This window comes from Bacillus sp. USDA818B3_A, from assembly GCF_009928415.1.
In the GTDB taxonomy this organism is placed as follows: Bacteria; Bacillota; Bacilli; order Bacillales; family Cytobacillaceae; genus Neobacillus.
In genome coordinates this window covers 553204-571228 of sequence record NZ_JAABNN010000002.1, presented here as the reverse complement: position 1 = coordinate 571228, position 18025 = coordinate 553204, and the positions used below count along the sequence as shown (strand labels likewise).

General features: G+C 38.8%; 15 protein-coding genes. 14 read left to right on the top strand and 1 reads right to left on the bottom strand.

The features are described 5' to 3' along the window. Positions 1-3 precede the first annotated feature (3 nt). The 3 genes from GXK58_RS05735 to GXK58_RS05725 all read left to right on the top strand — a co-directional run bounded on the left by GXK58_RS05735 (position 4) and on the right by GXK58_RS05725 (position 1810). The gene (locus GXK58_RS05735) at positions 4-447 is read left to right on the top strand and encodes a pyridoxamine 5'-phosphate oxidase (protein ID WP_160720682.1); all 444 of its coding nucleotides are present in this window, start codon (positions 4-6) and stop codon (positions 445-447) included. A 360-nt stretch (positions 448-807) separates the two neighbouring features. Beyond that, complete coding sequence (locus GXK58_RS05730) at positions 808-1146, top strand: DUF5655 domain-containing protein (protein WP_160720681.1); 339 nt, start codon at positions 808-810, stop codon at positions 1144-1146. Between the two features lie 211 nt (positions 1147-1357). Then, entirely contained in the window at positions 1358-1810 is a 453-nt protein-coding gene (locus GXK58_RS05725; protein WP_160720679.1) for a CBO0543 family protein, read from the top strand. Between the two features lie 388 nt (positions 1811-2198). Here GXK58_RS05725 and GXK58_RS05720 read toward each other — a convergent pair whose 3' ends face one another. Next, complete coding sequence (locus tag GXK58_RS05720) at positions 2199-4781, bottom strand: substrate-binding domain-containing protein (protein ID WP_237389576.1); 2583 nt, start codon at positions 4779-4781, stop codon at positions 2199-2201. Positions 4782-5022: 241 nt separating this feature from the next. Here GXK58_RS05720 and GXK58_RS05715 point away from each other — a divergent pair, with 241 nt between their 5' ends. The 11 genes from GXK58_RS05715 (at position 5023) to GXK58_RS05665 (ending at position 18009) form a co-directional block, all read left to right on the top strand. Continuing rightward, positions 5023-5736, top strand: coding sequence for a LytR/AlgR family response regulator transcription factor (locus GXK58_RS05715; protein WP_160720676.1), 714 nt, complete (start codon positions 5023-5025; stop codon positions 5734-5736). Between the two features lie 461 nt (positions 5737-6197). After that, positions 6198-7367, top strand: a complete 1170-nt coding sequence (locus GXK58_RS05710; protein ID WP_160720674.1) for a substrate-binding domain-containing protein — start codon at positions 6198-6200, stop codon at positions 7365-7367. Between the two features lie 59 nt (positions 7368-7426). Beyond that, the gene (locus tag GXK58_RS05705; protein ID WP_160720673.1) at positions 7427-8923 is read left to right on the top strand and encodes a sugar ABC transporter ATP-binding protein; all 1497 of its coding nucleotides are present in this window, start codon (positions 7427-7429) and stop codon (positions 8921-8923) included. Continuing rightward, positions 8904-9884 (top strand): ABC transporter permease, encoded by a 981-nt coding sequence (locus GXK58_RS05700; protein ID WP_160720672.1) that lies wholly within the window; start codon positions 8904-8906, stop codon positions 9882-9884. Before GXK58_RS05705 ends, GXK58_RS05700 begins: the two co-directional genes overlap by 20 nt. Positions 9885-10095: 211 nt before the next feature. Next, positions 10096-11319, top strand: a complete 1224-nt coding sequence (locus GXK58_RS05695; RefSeq protein ID WP_160720670.1) for a Gfo/Idh/MocA family protein — start codon at positions 10096-10098, stop codon at positions 11317-11319. Positions 11320-11370: 51 nt separating this feature from the next. Beyond that, positions 11371-12405 carry a zinc-dependent alcohol dehydrogenase family protein gene (locus tag GXK58_RS05690; protein ID WP_237389575.1) on the top strand — a complete coding sequence of 345 codons (1035 nt, stop codon included), beginning with the start codon at positions 11371-11373 and terminating at the stop codon, positions 12403-12405. A 54-nt stretch (positions 12406-12459) separates the two neighbouring features. Further along, entirely contained in the window at positions 12460-13302 is an 843-nt protein-coding gene (locus GXK58_RS05685; RefSeq protein ID WP_160720669.1) for a sugar phosphate isomerase/epimerase family protein, read from the top strand. Between the two features lie 261 nt (positions 13303-13563). Next, positions 13564-14739 (top strand): substrate-binding domain-containing protein, encoded by a 1176-nt coding sequence (locus GXK58_RS05680; RefSeq protein ID WP_160720667.1) that lies wholly within the window; start codon positions 13564-13566, stop codon positions 14737-14739. A gap of 42 nt (positions 14740-14781) precedes the next feature. After that, positions 14782-15951 (top strand): substrate-binding domain-containing protein, encoded by a 1170-nt coding sequence (locus GXK58_RS05675; RefSeq protein WP_160720666.1) that lies wholly within the window; start codon positions 14782-14784, stop codon positions 15949-15951. Between the two features lie 146 nt (positions 15952-16097). Further along, the gene (locus tag GXK58_RS05670; protein WP_160720665.1) at positions 16098-16922 is read left to right on the top strand and encodes a sugar phosphate isomerase/epimerase family protein; all 825 of its coding nucleotides are present in this window, start codon (positions 16098-16100) and stop codon (positions 16920-16922) included. A gap of 1 nt (position 16923) precedes the next feature. Then, positions 16924-18009, top strand: a complete 1086-nt coding sequence (locus GXK58_RS05665) for a zinc-dependent alcohol dehydrogenase (RefSeq protein WP_160720663.1) — start codon at positions 16924-16926, stop codon at positions 18007-18009. The last annotated feature ends 16 nt before the right edge of the window (positions 18010-18025 follow it).

Below are 18025 nucleotides of genomic sequence, written 5' to 3'. Positions count from 1 at the left end.
AAAATGACTAAAACGTTAGATCGTCTGAGCCCAGCGCTCGCTTCTTCTTTGCAGGGAGAAACCATGGTTTCATTGATAACGGTGGATGCAGAAACTAAACTTCCGCAATTGAGTGTCGTTTCATGGGTAAATGCGTATCCAGATGGCACACAAATAAAAGTAGCACTTGGGTCTAAAGCATCAAGTATTAATAATATTCAAAGCAATCCTAATGTCATTGTTGGCATGATAGGGGATGGAAGCTGCTATTCCGTACGTGGTAGAGCTTCAGTTTCTGAAGTTTTCGAAAAGACGATGAAGCTATGTGTGGTCACGATTGAAATTGAAGAAGTAGAAGATGTAATGTTTTACGGCGGAAAGGTGACAGTTGAACCGGAATACGAAAAAACCTACAATCCTGAACTCGCTAAGAAGTTAGATACAGAAGTTTACGAGCTGCTTAAGTAGAAGTAAATAAATTAAAATCTGGATATTGGAAAATTCAACTTAGATAAGGGGCATCAATAGTGGAAAGCTATTCATGCTCCTTTTTACTGTAAATTTAAATCTATTATTAAGGAGATGGTGGAATGAATCAAAGCGACATAAGGTGGGCTTTTGATTTATGGGGAATAAAAACTTAAATATAAGTAATTTTGCACCTGCATTATGTTGAAAGGAGTAGCTACCAAGTTTAGATTGTGAAGGATTTTACTTAAAGTAAAGGGGGGGGGGATAGTTAAATAAAGAAATGGTAAAATGATGAAAAAGAGGCAAAATAAAGGTAATAAAGTTTAATATGTTAGAGTGAAAGTAGGAGATGGTGATATGTCAGAAGATGAATTATTCTCAAATAAGGCATCTAATGTTTATGAAATATATTCAAAAATACTCGATTTATTGAAAGAAATTGGACCTTTTGAAATTGAGTTTAAAAAGACTTCTATACATCTTTTGAATAAATCTTCCTTTGGAGGAGTTCATCCAAAAAAGAAATGGTTAGATTTTAATTTAGTGACAAACCATCAAATTGAACACGAGAAGATTACTAAAATTGAACAAGTTTCAAAAAACAGATTTCACAATAACTTTAGATTTCATAATGAAGACGAACTAAATCAGGGGTTTTTAGTTCTTTTAAAAGAATCATATCAATTAATGAGTTAGTTAGAGAAAGGATATTTATTACCAATGAACAACATTTTCTTATGAATTATATCTGGTATAATATCTGGTTTATTCTCTGTGCTACTAATGCTCCCAATGAAATTTGAAGATAAACGTATTGCTATTATTGGTTGAAGAATAATAATTCATCAAATAAATAATGATAATATGGTTGATAATGTTGTTTTTTTAAAACGAGGTGTTCCTCTTGGTGAAGCTATTTATAGTGACAGTTATATTAGTTCTTTTAGTTGCCCTCAAAATTCCCAGAAAAAGAACTAGGCACGAGTTACTAGCTACAATACAGTTTGCATTGTTAATGAATTTTGTAACTGATTTGTATCTTGATTTAAAGTACAAACTTTACTGGTATTTTGATAAAGAACAAATAGAGTGGTTGTACCTTGTTGTAGCCCTTGGTGAGATTGGTGTACTAGTTATTATTTTTAATTATTTCCCCCTAAAATCTAATGCCATTAAGAAATTTATATATATATTGGGATGGACCTGTATTCTTGTATTACTTGAATTGTATGTAGTTTATATTGGAGTTTTACATTATGGTGAATGGAATATACTCTATTCGGCGGTGGTTTATTTTATATCAATGTACATCCTTTATTTCGTATTAGACTACACGGCGGATAGAAGAGAAACCCAGTAATAAAGTCGCGATTTTTTCTTGAATTAACGGGTGGATTGTTTAATTAGAACAGTTCCTTTATCGCTATACAGAAAAAATTATGGAAAGAGAAAACATTTCGATTCAAATGAATGGACAATTATGGTTGGCATTTTTCTAAGTATATATTATGGAGACTGCCTAAAAAAATACCAACCTCAAATCACCATTCTAATCGTTTTGTTCAGCATGGCCGTGCCCAAAATCATGGACCATTTAATTGCTTCTGTTTCCCCAAATTTATATCAGATTACAGGAGAGAAAAATATGAACTGTTCGACCTTCTACTGGACATCGTGTATATTCCTTTCGGTTATTTATTAATTTATGTATATGAAATATGGAAACCGAAAAAATTGAAGCTTGTTTTTTACATTTTCATCTGGTCAGTTTTTGCATAACTATTTAATACTGAGGGATCTTGGTTATACACCAGTTTCCATGCTTCAAGGAGATTTTCTTTCGTTACTTTTAGAGCCGGTACAGCTACATAAGCCGGTGCCGGTTTGCCGAGCAGTGCATAACCGGCCAGGATCGCCTCGGCCACTCCTTGATGGTAGGGCATCTGCGAACCCGACCCCTTGATAAGTCCATCTTTTGCGATTTCTACAGCAGCATTGGTACCCAAATCCATTGTTGTAATAACTAAATCATGTTTTCCTAAGGCACGGGCGGAGGCCATAGCACCTTCCGCCACCAAATCCCATACAACAAAGATTCCCTTCAAATCGAGGTGTTGAGAAATCATAGCGTCTGCAAGCTCTTTCCCATCATTCGGACTTGTAAAACCGCTGCGGGCTACGATTTGAATGTCAGGATAACTTTCTCTAATCGTCTTTTCAAAAGCCGTTAATCTTTGTTTCGTTACAAAAAAATCGGCATCGTAATACATGACCCCAATCTTGCCTTTAAAACCTATTTTCTCTGCCATGATGTCGGCGGCATAGGTCCCGTTTCCATAATTGTCGGCTGAAACGACGCTTACATAATCCTTCCCCGCTTCCAATCCGTATGGTGTATTGTCCATAAAAACCAGCTTAACACCTGATTGAGCTGCGGTTTGAAAGGCACCCGCGGTTGATAACGGATCGATGGGAAGACTAACAATAATATCCGGTTTTTTTGCTAATATCTTTTGAATGTCTGCAACTTGCTTTTCCCTGTTAAGTTCGGCATCAGTTACAGCCACGACCTTAATCCCCATTTTATTAAAAGTTGTCTTCAATCCTTCAATTTGTGCTCTTGCCCAATTATTCCCGGTATAGTGCATGGCAATAGCAGCTGTATAGTTCTTTTCTCTTAGCTTTTTTAAATCTTTCAAAGACAACTGCAGTGTCTTGGCAGATACAGCTTCCTCTCCATTTGGTCCGGTACTTAAAATTTTATGTTCAGGTATATTTTGATTAATTGTACTAGTTAAAGTTTCGTATATAGTTGTTAAGAACTCCTTTACATTAACAGGTTTTGTCAGATAATTATCAAACCCCTTGCCTAATGTCTGCTGGATGTCCTGAGGCATGGCATTTGCACTGACAGCAATAATGGCTATATTTTTCGTTTTTTCATCCTGTTTTATAAGGTCAAACACCTCATAACCATGCATATCTGGGAGGTTAAGATCTAGTAGAATTAAATCTACTTTTTCAGTCCTAGCCAGTGCCAATCCTTCTTTTCCGGAACGAGCAGTTAAAATCGTATAGGATGGCTGGGATTTCAGGATGTTCTTCACCAAGTATAAGTTCGATTCATTATCTTCCACATACAGCAAACCATAGTGATCTGACTTCGCATTCTTTGCTGGTAAATCCATCACTTCTTCCCCCCATTGCATCGCGGTCGTTAAATCATGAGGAAGGGGGAGGCTAAAGCAAAAATCGCTGCCGATTCCTTTTTGGCTCGCTACACTAATTTTTCCACTCATAAGTTGGACAAGTTGCTTTACTAAAGATAATCCAATGCCCGTACCTTCCTCTTGTGTCCCTTCAATCCGATAAAATGGAACAAACACTTTCTGATATTCTTCAACAGAAAGCCCAACCCCTGTATCCGCGATATGAATAACAGCCTCGTTTTGTTTCATATACGAGAAAATCATGACTTTGCCGTCTTCCCGGTTATATTTAATGGAATTATCGAGAAGATTAAGTAGGATTTGTTTCAGGCGAATCGGATCGGCAAGAACGGTTACGGTTTGCGAATGGTCCATTTGATTATGAATGGTAATTCTTTTTTTCATGGCAAGCGGCTGCACGATATGGATACATTCATTGATAATGGTCAGCAAATCTACCTCTTCAATTGAAACTTTTAATTGACCTGTATCGATTCTGGATAAATCTAAAATATCATTAATTAAGCTTAATAAATGCTTCCCTCCGCTTAAGATCTCTTGGACAAAGTCCCGCTGCTCCTCATTTAAGGTTTCATCTATTTCTAATAGCTGGGCAAAACCAAGGATTCCGTTCAAAGGGGTCCGGAGTTCATGACTCATTTTGGAAAGAAAGTCCGATTTGGTTAGGTTTGCTTTTTCCGCCGCTTCCTTTGCCTGAATGATCGTTTGTTCCATTTTTTTTCTTTCGGTAATATCCGATATGGTCACAAGCGCAGCTTGTTCCCCGTCTTTATGTAATGTAAGTGGTTTTGAAGTAATGGAAAGCCATTTAGTCCCATTATTTCGATCGCTTACTCCCAAGACATAATCATGGAAAGGAATCCCCTGTTCGAGGGTGATGATTCCAGGCAATTCCGAATAGGGTAGGGGGGATCCATCTTCTTTTACATATTCTAATTGGCTTACATTGGATTCTGTTAATAAATCTGATTTAATCCCTAATACCTTTTCAACATTTTCATTTAGCGCAATCATTATCCCCGACTTTTCATGAATAATGACGCATTCAGACATGGTTTGTAAAACTTCTTTATATAAATTTTCGTTAGGGGTGATTTCCATTCTTATAACCTGCCTTCCGAAATAATAATTATGCATTTTCCTGAAGTCGTATCTTTAGTATAGTCCACAGGAATTCTTCTTTAAAACTGCAAAAAAGCGCGATACCTATTAATATTAAAATACTTCCTATCCTGCTTAAACTGCCTTATACTGAGAGTAGTTAGTCAATAGCAGTATGTTATCTATTAATTTTTATATTAATGTTCCACTTAAATAGAAGCTTTTAATATGAGGTGATCTTTTGAGAGTTTTAATTGCAGAGGACCATGCACCATCCAGAAAACTATTGAAGCATCTCATTAAACCTTTGCAGAGTTATGAAATGGTTGGAGAAGCAGTTAATGGTGAGGATTTAATTTGCAAGGTGACGATAGAAAAGCCGGACATCATTTTGGTTGATATTAATATGCCATTGTTGAATGGGATGGAAGCGGTGAAATCGTGTAAAAAAGTAGTTCCGTCATTACAAGTTATCTTTATCACCGGGCATGATGAGTTTGCATTAGAAGCTTTTAGTGTAAATGCAATCGATTACATTGTCAAACCAATTGACCGTGACCGTCTTTATGCAGCGTTAGGACGAGCAGCTGCACTTGCTAAGACTCCAGTCGAAAGCGAGCGCCCAACCGTTAAGAAGGATTTAATGGTTAAACAGTCCAATCAGTTTTCTTTTATACCGTTAGATGACATTATTTTTATTGAACGAGCGGACCGAAAGGCCGTCATCCATACAATTGATCAAAAAATAGAGGTAAATGAGGCGTTAACGAATCTTGAAGGACTTCTTGATTCTCGTTTTGTAGCCTCCCATCGTTCCTATATTATTAATTTGCAATATTTAAAGAGGATTGAAACGGCAGGGCAAACGTACAAAGCATACTTTAAAAATTATGAGGAGACAGCAAAGGTTTCCAAGAATAAGTTAGCAGAATTACAAAAAAATAAATCGTTGTGAGGTCCAGGTTTATCGGACCTCACTTTTTTTGTTTTTTTTAAAATTTATGATTTTATTGTCCGAATGAACGATGATTGTGTCTAAAAGGATAGAAAACGATTTCAGTTGAAAAAAAAACTTGTCGGAAGATGATTAGACGACAATTTTGTAATCGATTACAATCCAAATATAGAAACAAGAAAGGAAAAATAACAAAGATGATAGGGATTATATATGTAGAAAAGAAGGAATTTGTTTCGTCAGCAGTATGTAAAAATTTTTAGAAAAAAGTGTAATCAATTACATTTTTTGAGGTCCATAGAAGCTTGGTTTCATAACTTAAATGAATGTAATCCATTACTAGTAATATTCTATTAAGCTTAGATTCATGAAAAGGGGGTGGTGCCACACTTATAGATTGTAAGGTGGTACCGACAAATAACGAGCTTCAACTAAATAACTAATATAGTGGGGGTAATCAAATGAAAAAGAGCTTTACTATTACAGTTTTACTGTTACTTGTTTTAAGTGTTTTTCTTGCAGGGTGTGGCGGAAAAAAATCTACATCTGAACAAGCGAGCACGAAAAAGAATGAAAACTACTCAGAAACAGCTTCAGGACCATTAACGATCAATCCAAAGATTCCTGATTTAGCGGTACAAGATAAAGGGCCGAACGGAGAACAGGCCGTTTCAGCTAAGACATTGCAGCTTACGGAAGATGAGCTAAAGAAGATTAAAGAAGGTAATTATAAAGCGGCGATTGTTATGCACTACTCTGGTACTGACTATATGAATGCCGCAGTTGGTGCGATGAAGGATACATTTAAGAAGATGGGCATCAAGATCGTTGCTGTAACAGATGCACAGTTCAAAGCGGAAAAGCAAGTAAATGATATCGAAACCGTTTTAGCGAAAAAGCCGGACATTATGATTTCTGTTCCAGTTGATGCCGTATCTACCGCACCAGCTTATAAAAAGGCTGTTGCCCAAGGCGTAAAGTTAGTATTCATGGATGGTGCTGCACAAGGTTTAGCTGCAGGTAAAGATTACATCAGTATTGTGTCTGGTGACAACATGGGTAACGGAGCAACCGCAGCAGACATTATGGCTGAAAAACTTGGCGGAAAGGGTAAAGTCGGCATAGTGTATCACGATGTAAATTTCTTTGTAACCAAAAACCGTTCTGATGCTTTTGAAAAAAGAATCAAAGAAAAATATCCAAATATTGAGATTGTCGCAAAAAGTGGGATTACTGGTCCAAATCAGGCAGAAGAAGTAGCATCTGCTATGTTGACAAGACACCATGATATCGATGGTATCTTCGCTCCATGGGATGTACCGGCTGAAGGTGTTATGGCTGCAGCAAGAACGGCTGGCAGGGATGACCTAGTTGTAACAACAGTTGACTTAGGTACAAACGTAGCAATCTCCATTGCACAAGATGGAATTGTTAAAGGTCTTGGAGCACAGCTGCCATATGACCAAGGGGTAGCACAAGCGATTCTTGCCGGCTATGCCCTATTAGGAAAAGAAGCACCAGCGTATGTTGCTTCACCATCCATCAAAGTTACGAAAGAGAATGTATTAGATGAATGGAAGTTAATCTACGGAACAGAGGCTCCTGACACAGTAAAAAATGCGATGAAATAATAGTAGGATGAAGGCTGCTTTTGAAAGCAGCCTCTAACAAAAAAAGAAGGTGAACTTGGATGGAACAACCGATTCTCGAAATGAGAGGTATTAATAAAGCTTTTAATGGGATTACCGTTTTAAACGATGTTCATTTTTCCGTCAAAAAAGGTGAAGTTCACGCCTTGATGGGGGGGAATGGTGCCGGGAAATCGACGTTAATGAAAATCCTTACAGGTGTATACTCAGCAGACAGCGGCGAGATTTTAATTGAAGGAAAACCAGTAAGCATTAAAAGTTATGATGATGCTCAAAAGAATAATATATCGATGATTTTCCAAGAGTTTAGTTTAATTCCTACCCTTACTGTCGCCCAAAACATCTATCTTACTCGTGAGAAGAAAACATCATTAGGGCTGCTCGATGATAAGGATTGTGAGAAGAAAACAGAAAAATTGCTAGAAGAATTAGGCGTAGATATTAGACCAAATGACGTTGTTCAAAATTTAGGGGTTGGCTATTGGCAGATGACGGAAATTGCTAAAGCACTTTCCCAAGAAGCAAAGATTCTGATTATGGATGAGCCAACCTCGTCCTTAACCAAAAATGAAACGGAAGTACTTTTTAGTTTTATTAACAAATTGAAAGCAAAAGGTTATTCCATCATCTATATTTCTCACCGGATGGATGAAATCTTTGAAATATGTGACCGTATCACGATTATGCGTGATGGCCGATATATCACAACAGAAAAATGCAGTGAAACTGATCTTGATACTGTAATTTCACATATTGTCGGTATGCAATTTGATCAAGCGTTTGAATGGAAAGAACGTTCCTACGCAACGGACGTGCCGCCCATTTTTGAAGTAAGAAACTTAAATGCCGAACATGTCCAGGATATTAATCTTAAAATTCAGCCGGGTGAAATCGTCGGAATTGCCGGGTTGATGGGAAGCGGAAGAACGGAATTACTTCGAAATCTCTTCGGGATTGATCCCATTGAGAGTGGTAACATCTATATCAATGGTCAAAAACAATCCATTAAGAATCCTAAGAATGCCATAGAAGCCGGACTTGCACTGATTCCGGAGGACCGCCGGATGCAAGGATTGGTCCTTGAACATAGTGTCAAGGATAATATGATTCTTCCAATTCTTTCGAAGGTGAAAAAAGGAGCTTTTATTGATAGTAAGAAATCCAATGAAATTAGTAATGAATTTGTAAGGAAGTTAAATATTAAAACGGATAATATTTTTAAAAAGGCCGGGTTGTTATCAGGGGGTAATCAGCAAAAAATCGTTCTAGCTAAATGGCTGGCAAACGACCCTACTGTCTTGATGTTGGATGAACCAACGATTGGTGTAGATATTGGTGCAAAAACCGAAATTGTGGAGATTATTAGAGCCATGGCCGAAAACGGCAAGGCAATCCTTGTGGTCTCTTCCGAACTTCCAGAACTGCTTGCTTTGAGTGATCGTGTCATCGTTATGCATGATGGGAAAATTAAAAAGGAAATGACTCGCAGGGAGATTAAATCAGAGGAGGAATTACAATATGCAATCCAAGGTTTCTAGTATTCAAAAGCCAGCAACTCCTTCATTGAAAGGATTCGAGTGGCGTAATTATATTGTCTATTTTGCCTTCGTGGGCGTATTAATCTATTTTTCTATCAGCTTAAGTGATGAAGGGTTTTTAACTTCAGGGAACTTATTAAACATTGTAAGACAAACAGCAACAATTTCTTTGATGGCGTTAGCGATGACATTTGTTATTAGCACTGGAGAAATTGACCTTTCGGTGGGTTCTATAGCTGCGCTATCTTCTCTAGTTGGTGCACTGGCCATTCAAGCGGGTTATGGCATCATCGGTGGACTGATCGGCGGTGTAGGAACTGGACTTGTTGTTGGATTAATCAATGGTTTGCTAGTAACAAAAGTAGCGATTCCTTCTTTCTTAGTAACACTGGGAACAATGGGAGCCATTAAAGGTGCTGCGATGTGGGTTACAGATACTGCTCCAGTTCCGATTGTTGACGCAAATTTCAATTTCATCTTTGGTTCAGGGGACATTGGGCCGATTCCAGTGCTTCTTATTTGGACTCTAGTATTTACAGTGATTGCCCATATATTACTTCGTAAGACATCATTTGGCCGCCAGGTATTGGCAACAGGCGGTAACGAAAATGCGGCTAGATTCTCTGGTGTAAAGACAATGAAAATCAAGCTAATAGTTTTCCTTGCAACGGGTTTAATGGCTGGTTTAGCTGGTCTTCTCTATGCGGGCCGTATGAATGCCGGACGTTTCTCCTTCGGTGAAGGCGATGAGCTTTCTGTTATCGCTGCGGTTATTCTTGGTGGAACAAGCTTGTTTGGCGGTGTAGGAACAATCATCGGAACGATTGTTGGCTCCCTAATGATTGGTACCATCAACAATGGTTTGATAATTATGGGTCTTGATGTCAGCCAGCAAATGATTATCAAAGGAATTATCATTATCTTGGCGGTGGCTTTTGGTAAGAAAGCGTTGAAGAGGTAATTTTTAATAGAGGTTTCCGCGGAATAATAGCAGAATTCTGCGGAATTCCCCCGGAAATTGACGGAATTAATGAGAAAACTGGCGGGATTTCCTCGGAAATTGGCGGAATTAATGATAAAAGCGGCGGAATTCTTTTCAAAAAAAGCGGAATAAGGTCTATAAATTTGCATCCTTGAACAACACGATCAACTTTTGAACAGGAGGAAGAAAGGTGGAGAAGATTAAAGTTGGTATCATTGGTACTGGTTTTATCGGGCCAACCCATATTGAAGCCATCAGAAGACTTGGCTTTGTAGAAGTAGTTGGTTTGGCAGAAACAAGTCAGGAAGCTGCTGAAAAAAAAGCAGCCGAACTTGGAATCCCGAAAGCCTATGGTGATTACCAAGAAATGCTGAAAGACAGCGAAATCCAGGTCGTGCACAACTGTACACCAAATCATCTTCATTTTGCCATCAACAAAGAGATCATTTTAGCTGGAAAGCATGTCGTTTCAGAGAAACCATTGGCAATGAACAGTGATGAATCAGCACAATTACTGGAGTTAGCGGAAAAACACGGTGTTATCCATGCTGTGAACTTTAATTACAGACAACATGCCAGTGTACAAAACTTAAAAGCAAAAATCACTGAAGGTGATCTTGGGAAAGTGAACTTGGTTCACGGAAGCTACTTGCAGGACTGGTTATTATATGAAACAGACTACAACTGGCGCTTGGCGCCGGAAGTAGGCGGAAAGTCACGCGCAGTAGCAGACATTGGTTCCCATTGGTGTGATACCGTTCAATTTGTAACAGGCAAAAGGATTGTCGAAGTTTTTGCCGATTTGGCAACTGTTGTTCCAGTAAGAAAGAAACCGACAGGAAACGTAGCTACCTTTGGGGCACAGACGGCAGAAGATATGAAATATGAAGATGTACCAATTAATACAGAAGATTATGCATCTGTTCTTGTCCGGTTTGAGGATGGATCTAGAGGAGTCTTTACTGTATCTCAAGTAAGTGCGGGACGGAAAAATAGATTGAGCTTTGAGATTAATGGAAGTCAAGCTTCAACATTCTGGAGCCAGGAAGAACCAGAGAAGGTATGGATCGGGCACCGGGATAAAGCAAATGAAGTTCTATTAGCGGATCCGGCGTTGTTTTCACCGGAGGCAAGGTCTGCTATTCATCATCCAGGCGGGCATAACGAAGGCTGGCCAGATGCATTGAAAAATATGATGTTTAATTTCTACTCGTTTGTTCGTGACGGCAAAAGCCTGAAAACAGACAAGCCAAATTTTGCGACATTTGCAGACGGGCACCTTTCGATGTGTATCACAGACGCAATCTTAGAAAGTAACCAGCAGCAGAAATGGGTGAAGGTACAGGCAGTGAAGCATGGGGACGGTTCTCTTGCTTCCAAAGGGCCGGCAGGTCCCTTTACATCCTATTTATAGGGAAAAATGATAGATTAATTGTTTTAAGAATAAGTGATCGGAGGAAGTATCATGACAACAATGAATGCAGTGTTTTTTCCAGGAGATAAAAAGGTAGAGATTCGTCAGGTTGAGATCCCAAAGCCAGGCCAGGGAGAGGTATTAGTTCAATTAAAAGCTTCAGCAATTTGCCGTAGCGATATGAGCTTATATTATGGAACATCCGTTTTTGAAGGAACAAAATGTGGATGCACGGTACCAGGGCATGAACCTGCAGGAGTTATCACGGAAGTAGGAGCTGGCGTTTCCAATTACAAAGCGGGTGACCGAGTTGCTGTTTACTTAGCTCTTGGCTGTGGTGAATGTGCACATTGTAAGAGCGGCTACAAAATGTTCTGCAAAGAGTTTAAGTGTATCGGCTTTGACTCTCATGGCGGTGACGCAGAGTACATGGTCGTTCCAGCGGAAAACTGCATGAGATTGCCAGATAGCATGAGTTTCGTAACAGCAGCTGTTTCAACCGACGCAGTTGGAACCCTTTATCACGCGCAAAAAAGATTAGGGATTTCCGGTAGAGATTATCTCGTTATTTTTGGAATGGGTCCTATGGGCGGTGCGGGTGTGATGATCGCTAAAGGATTAGGCGCAACCGTTATTGCTGTTGATATGCTGGATGAGCGCTTAGAGCTTGCGAAGGAATTGGGGGCAGATTATACGATTAATGGTAAAACGATGAATGTGCAGGAAGAAATTGCCCGCATTACTAACGGGCTTGGTGCAGACGCTGCGATTGATTGCTCAGGAAGCCCATTTGGTGAAAATGATGCGCTAGATTGTGTAAGAGCACATGGACGCGTCGCTTTTATCGGCGAAAGTAAAGAGACAACAATCAAACCAAGTGCGCAATTAATTCGAAAACAGATTTCTGTAATGGGTTCTTGGTACTTCCCAATTCAAGAATTTGATGAAATTGCGGAGTTTATTGTGAGAAAGAATCTGCCTGTAGAAAAATTAGTTACTCACCAATTTAAATTGGAAGAGGCAGAAACGGCTTTCCGTATGTTTGATGAAAGAAAGACTGAGAAAGCTGTGTTTGTCTGGGAATAAACGTTAACAAATAATAGAACTTGTTGGCACTTAATTTTTGAGGAGGATCAATAAATGAAACTTTCATTTAATACCTGGGTTTATAATTCTTTTCCATCCATGCTGCCATTTTATCCTTTAGAAGAAGTGATTAGTAGAATTGCTGCATTTGGTTATGATGGAATTGAAATCGGTTGTGCGAGTCCGCATGCATGGCCTGATTATCTATCCAATCAGAGACGTAAGGAAATCCTTCAGCATTTACAAAGAAATAATCTTAATGTTGCAGCTATGCTTCCCGCTCCAGGAGGAGGACCTGGAGTGAATCCAAGTTCAGCTTTGAAAGAAGAGCGTGAATTTACCATCAATCATTATAAAGAAGTCATTCGCTTAGCGCATGACTGGGAATGCCCAACTGTGATGTGGCTTGCCGGCTGGTACGGCTTTGGAATGAACAAACAAGAAGCATGGAAATATAGTCGGGAAGGTTTGCAAGATGTCGCAAAATATGCAAAAGATCTTGGAATCACATTAGTAGTTGAACCTCAAGCGGCGGATTGTAACTTAATCGAATCGGCAGATGATGCCCTTCAGTTGGCTGAAGAATCAGGTGAATCCAATGTGAAAGTAATGTTTGATACTTTCCATGCCCTATATCGTAATGAAGTACCGAGTGATTATGTTTATAAAATGAAAGATAAGTTGCATCATGTTCATATTTCGGATGACGATCGTTTACCGCCTGGGCAAGGAACGGTAAATTGGGATTCCGTATTAAAAGCATTAAAGGAAATCGATTACAAGGGCTACCTCTCAATGGAAATTGGATTTGGTACTAGAAAAGCAGATCCTGATTGGTATGCAAAAACATCCATTGATTACTTGACAGAAAAGTTAAAAGGAATTGGATGTAAGTAATAACCTAATTGAAAAAAATATAATCGGGGCGGATGCAGGCGTTTAATTGCAACTGGTTCGCCCAGTAAATCTTTTCAAATATTTATAAAATTTAATAGAAAACATAATCACCGTAGAAAAGTAGGAAAAAATCAATTTTTATTAATAAAAAAATGTAATCGATTACACAGTTGCAGAGGATGTGATACATAAATACGGTCCAAATATTTGAGTATTTCAATCAAGGATTAAAAAATAATAAGGATTAAAAGGTGGCAAATCATGAAAAAGTTACTATCTTTTTTTACTATGATTCTATTAATCACTAGCATCGCACTCGTCGGCTGCGGCAAGGATAGCACGACTAGCAGCACAAGCAAAGAAATAGAGAACACAACAACAGAAGAAACAACCGCTAGTTCAGGTCCAATCACCATAAATCAAGAGATTCCCGATCAAGAAATTTTAAGTAAAGGTCCTAGTGGAGAATCCGCTGTTTCAGCAAAAACATTGCAGCTTACTGAAGAAGAAGTGCAAAAAATCAAAGAAGGCAAATACAAAGCGGCCATTGTCATGCACTATGCTGGTAATGACTGGGCAACAGCACAAATCAATGGCTTAAAAGCAACTTTTGCAAAGATGGGAATTAAAGTCGTAGCTGTTACTGATGCACAGTTCAAGGCTGAAAAACAAGTATCCGATATTGAAACGGTTTTAGCTAAAAAGCCTGATATTATCGTGGGGATACCAGTAGATCCTGTTTCAACTGCATCCGCTTTTAAGAAAGCGGCAGATGCAGGAGTCAAAGTTGTGTTCATGGATAATAAGCCAAAAGGATTAGAAGCTGGCAAGGATTATGTGAGCGTTGTTTCTGCAGACAACTATGGCAATGGTGTTCAAGCAGCTGAAATCATGGCGAAACAGCTTGGTGGAAAAGGGAAGATCGGCGTAATCTATCATGATGCTGATTACTTTGTGACCAAACAGCGTACAGAAGCCTTTGAAAAAACAATCAAAGAAAAATATCCGAAAATCAAAATCGTTGAACGCGGCGGAATCATTGGCCCTAACGATGGAGAAAAAGTAGCATCAGGTATGCTGACCAAAAATCGTGACCTTGATGGAATGTTTGTCGTTTGGGACGTTCCGGCTGAAGGTGCATTAGCAGCAGCCCGTACTGCAGGAAAGAAAGATTTTGTCATTACGACCATTGATTTAGGGACAAACGTAGCTTTAGACATCGCCTCAAATGGTTTAATTAAAGGTCTAGGTGCCCAGCTGCCATATGACCAGGGGATTTCTGAAGCGATTTTAGCCGGTTATTCTTTACTTGGTAAAGAAGCACCTGCTTATGTAGCTGTTCCTGCTTTAAATGTAACGAAAGAAAATGTATTAGGTGCATGGAAACTTGTATACCACCAAGAGGCACCTAAGTCCATCCAAGGGGCAGCTAAATAATAAAAACACTATTATTATCTAAATCTATTATTGGGGGTTACTATGAAAAAACTTACTTTACTTATCGTAACGATACTCTTAATTAGCAGTTTGGCTCTTATGGGATGTGGAAAACAAAGTTCAACTGCTTCAGGTCAGCCAAAAGAAGGAAAAGCAGCATCAGCAAAAGTCACTTATCCTCTTACCATTAATCCTGAAATACCAAGCGATGAGAAAATTTTAAGTACAGGTCCAAACGGAGAAACAGCCACACCTGCAGCAACTTTGCAATTGTCTGAAGAAGACGTAAAGAAAATTAAAGAAGGTAAATTCAAAGCGGCTATTTCCATGCACTATGCAGGAAATGATTTCTCAACTGCCATCATCAATGGTGTAAAAGACACTTTTGAAAAAATGGGCATCCAAGTTGTGGCCGTTACGGATGCACAATTCAAGCCTGAAAAACAAATTTCAGATATCGAAACTATCATGGCTAAAAAGCCAGATATTATCGTAGCTCTGCCGGTTGATCCTGTTGCTACCGCTCCAGCTTTTAAAAAGGCTGCGGAAGCCGGTGTAAAACTAGTCTTCATGGATAATGTACCAAAAGGCTTCAAAGCTGGAAAAGATTATGTCAGCGTTGTTTCATCAGATAACTATGGAAACGGTATCTTTGCCGGTGAAATTATGGGTGATGAACTAAAAGGAAAAGGAAAAATCGGTGTTATTTTCCACGATGTCAATTTCTTTGTAAATAACCAGCGTAAAGATGCCTTTGAGAAGACCATTAAAGAAAAATATCCAAAAATTAAAATTGTTGCCCATGGTGGAATTATCACTCCTAACGATGCTGAAAAAGTAGCCTCTGGTATGTTAACAAAACACAAAGATTTAGATGGAATTTTTGCGATTTGGGATGTACCAGCGGAAGGAACACTTGCCGCAGCTCGTACAGCAGGGAAAAATGATTTAGTTATCACTACTGTTGATTTAGGAACCAATGTGGCGCTTCAAATTGCTTCTGGAGGGAATGTAAAAGGTCTTGGCGCACAGTTACCATATGAAAACGGAGCTGCCCAGGCTCTTGTTGCCGGATATTCATTACTTGGTAAACAATTAGATCCATACTATGTTGTTCCATCGATGAAAGTTACAAAGGAAAATGTCTTAAAGGTTTGGAAAATGGCTTATCGTCTTGATGCCCCTGAAGTTATTCAAAAGGCAGCAAAATAGTCATCACGTAACCAGTAAGAAAAGCAGATTACAAAACTTTCTAGAAATAAAGTGAAATAGTGGCCGCTTTTAGATGCGGCCCCTATTTAAAAAATCTGAAATCCAGGAAAGTTACATAGACAAAATAGTGATAAGGAGAGGTTCAAATGATTAAGTACTCTTACAACACGCTAGTATATGCAGGAGAAGATATTGAAACTAGTATTGCTAGACTCGCTAAATATGGTTATAACGGTGTGGAATTTGTAGGCGAGCCAGAACAAATGGATGCAGACCGCATTAAAGGATTATTGGAAAAATATAATATTGAAGCTTCCACTATTTGTGCCATTTATAACGCTGAAAGAGATTTAGTTTCCAGTAATGAAAATATTAGAAGAAATGCAGTAGAGTACTTAAAAAGCTGCGTTGATTTTGCTAGCAAAATCGGTGCAAAAGGAATCTCCCTCACTCCAACTGCTTGTATGAAAATTTATGGAGAGGCCGATCGAGAAACTGAGCTAAAGTGGGCTGAGGAAGGAATACGCGAAGCTGGTATTTATGCGGGAGAGCATGGGGTTCGTTTAACAGTAGAAGCATGGAATCGCTATGAAAACTATTTAATCAATCGATTGGAGCAATCACTTGAGCTGGTCAATCGTGTGAATCTCCCAAGCGTAGGTGTGATGGGTGATACCTACCATATGAATATTGAAGAAGTCGATATTGCGGATACCATAAGAATGGTTGGAGATAAATTATATCACCTTCACATCGCTGATAGTAATAGAGCTGCACCAGGCCGTGGTCATATCGATTTTGAGCCAATCGCTCAGGCTTTACGTGATATTAACTATAGTGGATATTTAACGATGGAGCTACTTCCTCCATTTGCCGATCCATTTAATGGAACAAGATGTGAAGAGTTTTATGATCAATACACTGAAGAGTCAATTACTTTCCTAAAAAACCTATTTAAGGAGGAAAAATAAGATGGCACAAGATACAGTAGTAAACAATGAAAATTTAGAAGCAGGGTTTGATCAAAAAGTAATGAAAGCTGCTGTGTTATATGGTAAAGAGGATTTAAGATTAGAAGAAGTACCGGTTCCTGAACTTGGGGATAAAGATGTATTGATAAAAGTAAAGTATACAGCAGTATGTGGTACTGACCCGCACATTTATGAAGGGCGTTTTCCTGCAAAGCTTCCACTCATCTTAGGTCATGAATTTTCCGGTGAAGTGGCAAAGGTTGGTTCTAAAGTGAGCTTTGTACAGCCAGGAGACCGCGTGACAGCAGATATCAATATTGCTTGTGGTACATGCTATTACTGCCGCCATGGTCAAAAATTGCATTGTGAAAAAATTACTCAATTAGGGGTACACATTAACGGAGCATTTGCTGAATTTGTAAGAGTTCCAGAGAGTAATATTCATAAGTTGCCAGATTCTATGTCTTGGATTAATGGAGCCTATATTGAGCCATTAGCATGTGCAATAAGCGGTCAGGATAAAGTTAATGTCCAATACGGTGAAACAGTCGCGATTATTGGCGGAGGTCCAATGGGTATCGCTCATGCCTTACTTGCAAAATTGAAAGGGGCTAGTAAAGTAATCCTTTCCGAACTAAATCCTGCGAGAATTGAATCAGCTAAAAATATTGGTGTTGATTATGTCATCAATGCAGGTGAAGAAGATCCGGTAGAAGCTGTTAAAAGATTAACATACGGCCGCGGTGCTGATGTTGTTATTGAAGCGGTAGGTTCTGCCTATACCTACGCGCAAACGTTTAAATTAGTGAGAAAAGGCGGAAAAGTACTGGTTTTTGGAGCAGCCCCTGCAGATGTAACAATTCCTGTAAGCCCATTTGAAATTTACAGCCGAGAATTAACGATTGTTTCCTCCTATGCAGGAACATATGATACCTTCTCTAAAGCGATTGATTTAATCGCAAGCAAGCGTTTTGATCCAACTCCAATTTTCACAAATCATTTTGAATTTGCAGATGTGAAACACGGAATTGAAACGGCAGAGCATAATAAGGATATCCTTAAAACTGTAGTTAAAATCTCAAATTAATATATAGGTAGACAGA